Origin of the sequence: Enterococcus sp. RTP21361st1_A6_RTP21361_211029, assembly GCF_040910045.1 — a bacterium.
Classification (GTDB): Bacteria; Bacillota; Bacilli; order Lactobacillales; family Enterococcaceae; genus Enterococcus_D; species Enterococcus_D gallinarum.
This window is the reverse complement of the sequence record NZ_JBDGBK010000007.1, coordinates 32389-43807: the sequence shown is the minus strand read 5'-3', so window position 1 is coordinate 43807 and position 11419 is coordinate 32389. Positions and strand designations below refer to the sequence as shown.

The window sequence follows — 11419 nt, the reverse complement described above, 5'->3', positions numbered from 1 at the left end:
CACATCCTTACTTTCTAATTCGCTCTCACACTCAGTGACACAACAATTTTTAATACAAATAAATGCTATTGCTTAGGATGGTTATTATCCTCATGAAAACTCAACAGCTTTCATCAAGACATTAACCACTAAAGATGTATTAGCAAGACGAGCATCTGAACGATAGCGAATCGCTCAACTCTACTATCGTTCAGAATTTCTTGTCTTTTTTTTTCATTGTTTAAAAAAACTTGCTTATTTTTCTGGTTTTTCTGGCACTTCAACTTTGCCATCGATCACATCTTGTTTTGCTGTTTCGATCGCTGCTTTTGCATCATCTGATAAGAAACCTTCAGTGATATCTACACCGCCGTCTTTCAAACCATAAACGATGTGTTCGCCGCCAGGGAAGTTATCTTCTAATGCACGTGTTGAAATATCTTGTACGGCTGCGCCTACACCTTTAAGTGTTGAAGCCAATGTGAAGTTGTCTTCTTTGCCGTCTTTTGTTTTGTATGCACCTTCGTCTTGTTGGTCGCTATCTACACCGATAACCCAAACTTTTTTGTCTGCAAGGTCAGCTTCGTTCAATTGTTCATTGATTGCTTTTGCTTCTTGGAAGACACCAGCACCAGTACCACCTGAAGCATGGAAGATTACGTCAACGCCGCCTTGGTACATTGAAGCTGCTAGGGCTTTCCCTTTTGCAGGGTCACCAAATGATGCTGCATATTGAGAATCAATTTTAATCTCTTTGCCTAATGCTTTAGAAGCATCTTCGACACCTTTGATAAAACCAGCTTCAAAACGGTCGATTACGACACCTTCTTCACCGCCGATAAAGCCAACTTTGTTTGTTTTTGTTGTATAAGCTGCTGCAAAACCAGCTAAGTAAGCTGCTTCGTTGTCTTTGAAGGTTGCAGAAACAACATTGTCTTTGCCTTCGATGACATCATCGATAATCCCAAATTGAGTATCAGGGTTTTGTGCTGCAGCTGCTTCAATTGAATCTTTCAATAGGTAACCGACACCAAAAATCGTTTTGAATCCGTTTTGGACAGCACCATTTACGTTTGTTGTATATTCTGAAGCTTCATTTGATTGAACGTAGTCATATCCACCAACACCGCGAGCGATGTTATGTTCTTTCCCCCAAGCTTCCAAACCTTCCCAAGCAGATTGGTTGAATGAACGGTCATCTACACCACCGATATCGGTAACGATTGCTACACTGTGTGCTGCATCTGTTTTACCGTCTGCAGAACCGCCGCCTGTTGAATCAGTCGAACCTGACTTTCCTCCATTGCCACATGCACCAAGTAGTGTCAACCCAGCCACTGCAACAATTCCTAAACTAAATAATTTTGCTTTTTTCATTGCTGTAAAGCCCCCTATAAAATAGTTTTTATTTTTCAACAGCCGCTTCGACTGAATGAACATGGTTTATAGATCTTTGTTCGTAAAATAATATGGCAGCAACCCTTCGACAGTTGTCTCTTTGATTATACCATCGTCTCCCACAAGAGTGACTGGCATATCCGGCTGACAGAACTCAACCATTACTTGGCGGCAGGCGCCACAAGGTGAGATAGGCTCTGGCGTATGACCAGCAACAACTAAGTGTTGAAAGTCTTTTTCGCCTTCTGAAATTGCTTTGAAAAATGCGGTGCGTTCCGCGCAATTCGTTAAGCCAAACGAAGCATTTTCGATATTGATGCCTTGATAGATGGTTCCTTTTTTGGTGACCAAGCAGGCCCCAACTGGAAATTTAGAATAAGGAACGTAAGCTTTGTCTAATGCGGCAACTGCCGTTTCGATCCACTCTTTTTTCGCTTTTGTCATGATGAACCTCACTTTATTGAATTAGTAGCCAGCCCCCGTTGACCCTGTAACGATTGCTACACTTGCACTGGTTCCTAAACGATTTGCTCCTGCTTCGACCATTGCTGCTGCTTCTGCTTCGTTATGGATGCCGCCAGATGCTTTCACACCCATTTCAGGGCCCACTGTTTCACGCATCAGTTTGACATCAGCAACAACCGCTCCGCCAGTAGAGAATCCTGTCGATGTTTTGACAAAATCAGCTCCTGCTGCTTTCGCTAATTCACAGGCCTTTACGATTTCTTCATTGTCTAAAAGTGCTGTTTCAATAATGACTTTCACTAATGCTTTGTCTTTAGCTGCTGCAACAACCGCTTCGATATCCGCTTGAACTTTTTTGAACTGTTTTGATTTCAAGGCACCAATATTAATGACCATATCCACTTCATCGGCACCATTCTTGATGGCATCTGCCGTTTCATAAGCTTTGACTTCTGATGTATTGGCACCTAAAGGAAAGCCGATCACGGTACAAACAGCCGTCGGTTCACCTTTTAATTCTTCTGCTGCCAAAGCTACCCAAGTAGGATTGATACAGACAGAATAAAAGTGATAGGTTTTTGCCTCTTCAATGATGCGCAAGACATCTTCTTTTGTTGCATCTGCCTTTAAAATAGTGTGGTCGATCATGCGATTTAATTCCATTCCACTCGCTCCTTATTCTGTAATGATTTCATGGATCAACGGTGGCTCACCGCCGCTTTCTCCGATTTCAATATTTTGATAGATCAATTCGATGACATCATCGATGGCTTCTGTGTTGCTGTAGATCGTTAACAGTGCTTCACCTTGCTCAACAGACTCTCCCACTTTTTTATGCAGTTTGATTCCTACTGCGTGATCGATGTCTTCTTCTTTGGTTTTGCGGCCGGCACCTAACATCATAGCTGCGATGCCTAGTTCATTGGCAACGATCTTAGTTACGACGCCAGAAGTTTTTGCTGGTAATGCTCTTTGATAATTGGCAGTCAAGATTTGGCTTGGATCATCGATCACTGAATCATCGCCACCTTGATTACGGATCATTTCACGAAATTTAGCCAACGCTTTACCAGAGTGCAGTGCCTCTTCCAATAATGCGCGTGCTTCTTCCAACGATTCTGCTTTTTGGGCTAAAACAACCATTTGGCTGCCTAATGCATAGCACATTTCTTCTAAATCAGCTGGACCGTTTCCTTGCAATGTTTCAATAGCTTCCACTACTTCCAAACTATTTCCAATGGCTTCGCCTAATGGCTGTGACATATCTGAGATCACAGCCATTGTCTGACGGTTCGCTAATTTGCCAATCCGAACCATCGTTTGTGCTAAGCGTTTGGCATCCTCAATTTTCTTCATGAAAGCACCGTCACCAGTCGTCACATCTAACACGATGGCATCCGCACCTGCTGCGATTTTCTTACTCATGATCGAGCTAGCGATCAATGGAATCGAGCTTACGGTCGCTGTGACATCCCGCAACGCATATAATTTTTTGTCTGCAGGGGCCAAATCCCCCGACTGACCGATAACCGCCACTTTGCTTTCGTTTACGAGGCGAATAAACTCTTCTTCTGCAATCTCAATCTGAAACCCGGGAATTGATTCTAATTTATCCAGCGTACCGCCTGTGTAACCAAGTCCACGACCAGACATCTTGGCAACTGGCACACCAACACTTGCTACTAGTGGTGCTAGAATCAACGTGGTAGTATCACCGACACCCCCTGTTGAATGTTTATCTACTTTGATGCCTTCGATTGAAGAAAGATCAATGACTTCACCAGAATTTGCCATAGCTAAAGTTAGGTTTGTGATTTCTTCATCGGACATATCCACATAAAAAATAGCCATCAACAAAGCACTCATCTGATAATCTGGAATACTTCCTTCAGTATACGCAGTTACAATGTAGTCGATCTCTTCCTTTGTCAATGACTTACCGTCACGCTTTTTTTCAATTAAATCCACCATTCGCATCAAAATGACCCTCGCTTCCTCTGACATTATACAATATTTTTCTTGTAGGTAAACCACTTTAGTAAAACGGTTTACTATATAAAACAAAACTATGAAAACACTTACAATTGGAAATATACCGCACTATTTCGCAATTGTCAATGCCTTCACGCTCTCACGAAGAATTAATTTTGTATCAAAAATCTTATTTGGAATTCTTCGAGAAGGAAACTCGATGGCGTCTACCAAAAATTTCGCTGCCGTAAAGCCAATCTCAAAGGTTGGCTGCATCACCGTGGTCAATGGTGGTGTGATGTATTCCGTTAGCTTCAATGCGTCAAAACCAATCACAGAAATATCCTCGGGCACTTTTTTCCCTGCTTCATAGATTGCTTGATAACAGCCGATCGCCATAGCATCATTCCCACAAAAAATAGCCGTAAGCTCGCGGTATTTCAATAATTTCTTGCAGGCATCGTATCCGCCGGTCACTGTTAACTCAGCCGACTCCACGTAACGCCCTTTAAACGGGATCTGATGATCTTTCAACGCATGACGATAACCATTGAAACGTTCTTCCAATTGATAATAACCAGTACTTTCTTTTAGCATACCGATGTTTTGATGGCCATTATTGATCAGATAGCTGACTGCTTGATAAGCGCCTTCGTATTCTTTCACAATCAAACGGCCATTGTCTCTTTGATTGATTCCCCGATCGACGAGAATAATTGGTCGGTCATCAAAAAAACCGCTCTTCAATGAATACTCGTCAGGCAGCTGATGCGGTGTTGCCAAAAGAATACCATCCACTGATCGATGAGACAGCTCTCTCAAATATTGTATTTCTTTTTCTTGGCTATGTCGGGAGTTACACAATACCAGCATATACCCCAATGGATTGAAATAACTTTCTGCTCCTTCAATGATTTTAGAAAAGAAAAAATCCGTAACGTCAGGGACAATCATACCGATCGTTTTTGAGTGGCGATTGATTAGATTCGAAGCAAAAAAATCTGGCTTATAATGGTGCTTATTAACGATATCCAGTACCCGTTTGCGGGTTTCTTCACTGAAACGGCTACCTTTATTGTTCAGAATTTGCGAAACAGTAGTTACAGATACCCCTGCCATTTCAGCAATCTGCTTGATTGTCAGTTTCATTTACTTCTCACCTCTTTCTTGCCTAAAGTGTAGCAAATTTTTTCTAAAAAAAATAGCACCCCTTGCTTTCTTCCAAAATTTTCTTTTTACAAGGGTTAAAAAACAGCTCCATTCCTTAAAAAAATCGACAAAAGAAAACAAAAAATAAAAGACCAGCGATTCTAGGCAGCTCCTAGCAAATGATCGTGGTCTTTAAAAAACAGGTAAACCTGTTGTGAACGTGAAAAACGTCTGCTTTGCGCGCTTATTCTTTGTAGCTTTGAATAATATAATACCCTTTGTCTTTTTTGATGATTTCGGCATTACCAAAGGTTTGTTGCATTTTCTTTTGGGCACTGGGGGCACCTTGTTTCTTTTGAATCACGATCGTTAATGTGCCGCCCGTTTTCAATAGCGGCAGAGCCCCTGTCAAGATCTCATGAACAACCTCTTTGCCTGCCCGAATAGGTGGATTGCTAAGAATTGCTGCGTATTCGCCTTGATGCAAGGTTTCGTAAATGTTTGAGGCATGAATGTCGGCATTCTCGATGCCATTTCGTTTCGCATTGCCTTGGGCAAGATCAACCGCCCGCTGGTTGATATCGATCATTTCCACTGGACGCTGGGATGCATAAGCCAATGACAACCCGATCGGTCCATAGCCACACCCCACATCCAAAATCGTTCCCTCTGGTAAATCCGCCCATTCAAAGGCATCAATCAGTACGCGAGAGCCATAATCGACGGTCTCCCGGGAAAATACCCCACTATCTGTCACAAACTGAAATTTCTTTCCTTTTAACTCAAAAGACCATTGTTCAAAATCATGTGCTGTTTCCGGATTTTCTGTATAATAGTGATTTCCCATCTTTGTTCACCCTTTTTTCTTTTAACTAGCGATAGTTCTCGCTTTATCTGTTTGACAATCAAAAGCATTTCATTTGCTGACTCTTTTCCATGATACCGAAATTCCTGCAGAAGTAAACTCCCGATAATCGTTTCCTCAATGAATCTTAGATAATTTTCGTTTCTTTGCCAACGATTTTTCCTGGTTTTTTTATAAGTTCCTGCCATTTCTATGGTAAAATATTTCCGAGCAGCAACCAGATACAGAAAATCAGCCTTTTCTGAAGGCCAAGTACCGGTCTGCAAAGATAGACAGGTTCTATATGAAGGAGTCGAACATGCAAGAAACCATGAATTTTTATCAAATTCCTCGGGAGCAATGGCAAGGCTTTTACACCAATGGCATGATGCCTTTCACTCAAGAAGAATTAGACAATATCAAAAGTTTGAATGACCGCATCTCGGTCCAAGATGTCGAAGATGTTTACGTGCCACTGTGCCATCTGATCCACCTTTATATGAAAGAATTTGAATCTCTCACGTTAAGTAAAGGACTTTTCTTGCATCGTTATGTCAAAATGCCGCCATTCATTATTGGCATTGCCGGCAGTGTCGCTGTTGGTAAAAGCACAACGGCGCGTTTGGTTCAAAACCTGTTGAGCCGGCTTTTCCCTCGGCGCACCGTGCAACTGATTACTACTGATGGCTTTTTGTACCCAAACGAGGTTCTAGAAGCACGAGGGATCTTGGATCGAAAAGGATTCCCTGAAAGTTATGACATGGAAGCATTGATCAATTTTTTGAACGCGGTGAAGTCTGGAGAATCTGAAATCAAGATCCCCGTTTACTCTCATGAAGTTTATAATATTATTCCGGATACGTTTGAAATCATCAATCAGCCAGATATTTTGATCGTTGAAGGAATCAATACATTACAGCTGCCCGCAAACCAGCAGATTTATGTCAGTGATTTCTTCGACTTTTCGATTTTCGTGGATGCGCAGCCCGATCTGATCGAAAAGTGGTATTTAGAGCGTTTTGAATCTCTTTTGGATACGGCTTTTCAAAAACCAAACAATTATTACTATCAGTATGCGATTGGCGACCGCGGTGAAGCAATCAAAATGGCAAAAGAAGTATGGAAAAATGTGAATTTAAAGAATTTACACGAGTATATCTTGCCTACACGCAGCAGAGCCGATATAATTCTCCATAAAACAAAGCACCATTCAATCGATGAAGTATTCTTGCGAAAATATTGACTGCTTCATTATTCACCCTTATGCTGTTGAAAAGGAATCTTCCTTTTTTCAATAAAACTAAAAGAATAGAGGTAATTTATTGTGACAAACGTTGACAACATGCCAAACGTTGAAAAAATTATCGTACTCGATTACGGTAGTCAGTACAATCAACTGATCACCCGACGTATTCGTGAGTTCGGTGTTTTCTCAGAGTTATTGAGCCACCGCATTACTGCTGAAGAAGTAAAGGCAATGAATCCTAAAGGGATCATCCTTTCTGGCGGTCCAAACAGTGTGTATGATGAGAAGGCATTTGGTATTGATGAAAAGATTTTTGATTTGGGGATCCCCGTGTTAGGAATCTGTTACGGTATGCAGTTGATTACTTATAAATTAGGCGGAAAAGTTGAACCAGCCAAAAACCGCGAATACGGTAAAGCAGAATTGGAAGTCACTTCTGCCGATGCTGCTCTTTTCCAAAATACACCTGTGAAACAAACAGTTTGGATGAGTCATGGCGATTTAGTTACCCAAGCGCCAGCAGGTTTTGACGTCGTTGCCACCAGCAAAGACTGTCCAATTGCTTCTATCCAACATGCAGAGCGCAAAATGTATGGTATCCAATTCCATGCCGAAGTTCGTCATTCCGAATATGGCAATGATTTGTTGCGTCACTTTGCAATCGATGTTTGCCAATGTACAGGCGACTGGACAATGGACAACTTCATTGATATGGAGATCGCTAAGATCCGCGAACAAGTGGGTGATAAGAAAGTCTTATTAGGTCTATCCGGCGGTGTTGATTCTTCTGTCGTTGGTGTTCTCTTACAAAAAGCGATTGGTGACCAATTAACGTGTATCTTTGTTGATCATGGTCTATTGCGTAAAGGAGAAGCCGAACAAGTCATGGAAAGTCTTGGCGGAAAATTCGGCTTGAATATTATCAAAGTTGATGCCAAAGAGCGTTTCCTATCCAAATTGGCTGGTGTTTCTGATCCAGAAGAAAAACGCAAGATCATTGGGAATGAATTCGTTTATGTCTTTGATGACGAAGCAACCAAGCTGGCCGGTGAAGAAGGCGTGTCTTTCCTTGCACAAGGGACCCTTTATACCGATGTGATCGAATCAGGAACAGAAACAGCACAAACGATCAAATCTCACCACAACGTAGGCGGTCTGCCTGAAGATATGCAATTCAAATTGATCGAACCATTGAACACATTGTTCAAAGACGAAGTTCGTGAATTAGGAACCCAATTAGGCATGCCCGACAGCATCGTATGGCGTCAACCATTCCCAGGACCAGGTCTAGGTATCCGTGTTCTTGGCGAATTGACTGAAGAAAAATTAGAGATCGTCCGTGATTCAGATGCCATCTTGCGAGAAGAAATCGCCAATGCTGGATTGGATCGCGACATTTGGCAATACTTCACTGTCCTACCAGGTATCCGCTCTGTAGGTGTAATGGGTGATGGCCGTACGTACGATTACACTGTTGGCATCCGTGCAGTCACTTCCATCGATGGCATGACCGCTGACTTTGCCCGCATCCCATGGGAAGTCTTACAAAAAATCAGCGTCCGTATCGTGAACGAAGTCGCACACGTCAATCGAATCGTGTATGATATTACGAGTAAGCCACCTGCAACTGTGGAGTGGGAATAATAAAAGAAACCGTGAATCCTTTGATACTAAAGGGATTCACGGTTCTTTTTTGCTTTTGAAGTTCTTTTACTGAAGAAAAGATACTATAGAGAAACAGTTATCATATCATCGTCTGAGATTAGTCGTATTACTTTACATGTTCAACTTCTGCTTTTTAAATAAAAATTAATTTTGTATACTATTCTTAATAAAATGAAAGAAAATCAAAAGAGCTAATATGTTTTTTAGCAATTTTCAGAAGAAAGGAGGGTTCTTTTGAGCAAAACGATAAATCTGACTCCGCCCATAAGGCAAAGCTTCACCATCTTCATCAAAGTAGTAAATAAAATCTTGCGCAAATAAAGTAGCCCGCTCAATAAATCGCTCTGACCATTCTGGATCTTCTTCTTTCATAAAAGTAGCATAGATCAAACCGTAATAATGAAAGGCAAAAGCAACATAATAATCGCGTTGCGTTACTTTTCCATCTACGTACCATCCATCACCAATATACATCGAATCGATCAACGCTAATTCTTGTGTAAGTTCGTTTTTTGCCAATGGATCCCCACACTGATACAATGCCACCCGGATCAACACTTTAAAGAATGTCCAATTGTTTTTGGGAATCTTACAGGTTAATGCGTGTGACAACCACTTTTTCAGTGCTTGTTGATTCCTTTCAGGCAATTGCTCCCAAACATATTCTTTATGTAGTAAAAGTGTTAATGCCAATGCCGCTGCTTCAACAATATATTGGTCATAGTCCGTGATCTCTCCCCAATAATTTTCGCTGCCAGGGTCGGTTCCTGTCATTAATTTAGCAACATAGGCATCTCGCAACGGATCATCTTGGCATGCTGTCCAATAAGGTGCGATCCCCCATAGCGGACGTACAAGCGCTTCCATCTCTGCACGCTTCTGATCATATACAGCACCGCTGCTACCTAAATTCAATCCTGGACGATCAGTGGACAAAATAGCTGCCCGCAACGGTTGCATGATTTGTTCAAGTGCCGCTTGGTAATCCTGACGAGTCAAAAAAGGATTCTCTTGTAACGACGTCATTGTCAGCCCTCCTCTATCGATTTACAAAATAGAATAGCAAGCAAACCGGGCTTTTTCAACCGTTCTCATTCTATGAAGCAGTGATAAAAATGAGAGATTTTTCTCTCGTATTTCTCACTTAACCTATTAACAAAAGAATGACCCGTGATTCTATCTCAAAAGAGGAGTCGCAGTCCGAAAAAGTTAACCTGTCAAATATGAAAAGTCTATGATAGATTCCCAGATTTCTCGAATTTTTTTTCATAATTTTTTTCTAAAAAAAAGACCGACACATGTTTTGGCGCTTGAATAAAAAGTTGGCTTTCAAAAAGCTGCAGACAACTTACTCTCGGGCGTGAGACTAAGTAATACCCCATCAAGCTGTATCTGCTAAATAGCTCATAAAGTTTCTCCTGTCGGCTCTTTCTCTCAATAAGGAATGATCCGAGGAGCAGACAAGACAACACCCTTAGTTCTTGACTGCAGGAAGAACCATTCGCCAATTCATAAAAAAGAAGAGTGAAAAGAAACTAGAAATGACCCATATACAGGGAACTAATTCAAACTTAATCACAGCGCTGCTCACTTTGAACTGATACAAGGATCCAGCTAAAATAAGGGTTAGTCCGATACTGGCAAACAGAGTTTTTAACAACAAAGCAGGTCTTAACGGTTTGCTGCGAATGTGGATAATGACCTTAGCAAATACATGGGTTAGGAATAGAATGGTTAGGAAGCTCAATATTCCGGAAGAGAGCATGCTTAGCTTCAATGCTTTACCAGTCTCTTCCACCAGAACAATGCAAATAGGATGGATAAAATAATAATATTGTGACAGTTCTCGTTATTTTTTTAAGCAGGAGTTCTGCGTTGGATTTTTTGAGAGCAGCCAAAGAAATAAGAAAAAACTCAACGGCACAAGCATCAAGATAAAATTCATGTCCAATCTGTGAATGTGAGAAAGGAACAGACCTTCCAACACGAACAAACTTCCAAATAACAAAAGAAAACTAGAACTATGTTTTCCCATTCGGGATAGCTTTTCCTGATGATCATAGATGAAAAAGCCAATAAGCGTGAAAATCATGCCAAAGAACAGACCATTTCTAGTCGTAAATGTTAGCCTAATAACCAGATCAAAAAAATCTTTAAACCAACCAGATGGTAGAAGACCATAGTAGGTCTCCAAACTTCCAAATAAATAAAGAACTAGTGAAATGACAAACACTTTTTGATACGAAAAACGTTTCAACAAATTTACTATAAAAATGACCGAAAGGATAAATGCAGGGATGTACCATAAATGATAATAGGTGCCGATATGGACAAATCCCACAAACAAAGCCGCAGGAAGTAGTTCTATTGGCACTTCTTGATTTTGATGAATCCAGTCTAGCCCCATCGGAAGGAAAAGAATGCTCCATACGACGTAAGAGTTGATTAAATGCAGGAAATATTCTTTTAAATATTCCGGTCTCATCTGCATCCCCTTACGGATGAAAAATGAACTGCTAACAAAAAAGAAAGGCACCGCAATACGACAAATAATATTTTTGATAAAAAAATTGGTCTCCGCTTGAGGAATAAGGGTATCACAATGAATCATAATAACCATGATAGCCCCTGCATATTTCATTCTATCCAATGCTGGATAACTCACTCTTTTTCCCATCCTATCCTCCATAAACTGGTAGCCA

The 11419-nt window shown here is 41.1% G+C and carries 9 protein-coding genes and 1 pseudogene; 2 read left to right on the top strand and 8 right to left on the bottom strand.

From position 1 onward, the window contains the following. Positions 1–234: 234 nt before the first annotated feature. From AB5Z52_RS02315 to AB5Z52_RS02290, 6 genes are all read right to left on the bottom strand, one after another. On the bottom strand, positions 235–1356 hold the full coding sequence (locus AB5Z52_RS02315) for a BMP family protein (RefSeq protein WP_003127940.1): 1122 nt from the start codon (positions 1354–1356) through the stop codon (positions 235–237). A gap of 66 nt (positions 1357–1422) precedes the next feature. Beyond that, entirely contained in the window at positions 1423–1821 is a 399-nt protein-coding gene (locus tag AB5Z52_RS02310) for a cytidine deaminase (protein ID WP_003127939.1), read from the bottom strand. Positions 1822–1842: 21 nt separating this feature from the next. Next, complete coding sequence (gene deoC, locus AB5Z52_RS02305; RefSeq protein WP_005470021.1) at positions 1843–2505, bottom strand: deoxyribose-phosphate aldolase; 663 nt, start codon at positions 2503–2505, stop codon at positions 1843–1845. Between the two features lie 12 nt (positions 2506–2517). Further along, on the bottom strand, positions 2518–3819 hold the full coding sequence (locus AB5Z52_RS02300) for a pyrimidine-nucleoside phosphorylase (RefSeq protein WP_003127936.1): 1302 nt from the start codon (positions 3817–3819) through the stop codon (positions 2518–2520). Positions 3820–3942: 123 nt separating this feature from the next. Then, positions 3943–4962: a LacI family DNA-binding transcriptional regulator gene (locus AB5Z52_RS02295; RefSeq protein ID WP_003127935.1), complete on the bottom strand. Its 1020-nt coding sequence runs from the start codon at positions 4960–4962 to the stop codon at positions 3943–3945. 244 nt (positions 4963–5206) lie between these two features. Continuing rightward, positions 5207–5809 (bottom strand): class I SAM-dependent methyltransferase, encoded by a 603-nt coding sequence (locus tag AB5Z52_RS02290; protein ID WP_003127934.1) that lies wholly within the window; start codon positions 5807–5809, stop codon positions 5207–5209. A 316-nt stretch (positions 5810–6125) separates the two neighbouring features. On the opposite strand from AB5Z52_RS02290, the gene coaA reads away from it, so the two are divergent. Both coaA and guaA read left to right on the top strand, forming a co-directional pair. Further along, positions 6126–7049, top strand: coding sequence for a type I pantothenate kinase (gene coaA / locus AB5Z52_RS02285; RefSeq protein ID WP_003127932.1), 924 nt, complete (start codon positions 6126–6128; stop codon positions 7047–7049). 81 nt (positions 7050–7130) lie between these two features. Continuing rightward, positions 7131–8696: a glutamine-hydrolyzing GMP synthase gene (gene guaA / locus AB5Z52_RS02280; RefSeq protein ID WP_003127931.1), complete on the top strand. Its 1566-nt coding sequence runs from the start codon at positions 7131–7133 to the stop codon at positions 8694–8696. A 255-nt stretch (positions 8697–8951) separates the two neighbouring features. On the opposite strand, the pseudogene AB5Z52_RS02275 reads toward guaA, so the two are convergent. Beyond that, a pseudogene (locus tag AB5Z52_RS02275) lies at positions 8952–9743 on the bottom strand (DUF2264 domain-containing protein); the annotation flags it as partial. Positions 9744–10566: 823 nt separating this feature from the next. Next, complete coding sequence (locus AB5Z52_RS02270; RefSeq protein ID WP_041120031.1) at positions 10567–11394, bottom strand: acyltransferase family protein; 828 nt, start codon at positions 11392–11394, stop codon at positions 10567–10569. Positions 11395–11419: the final 25 nt, after the last annotated feature.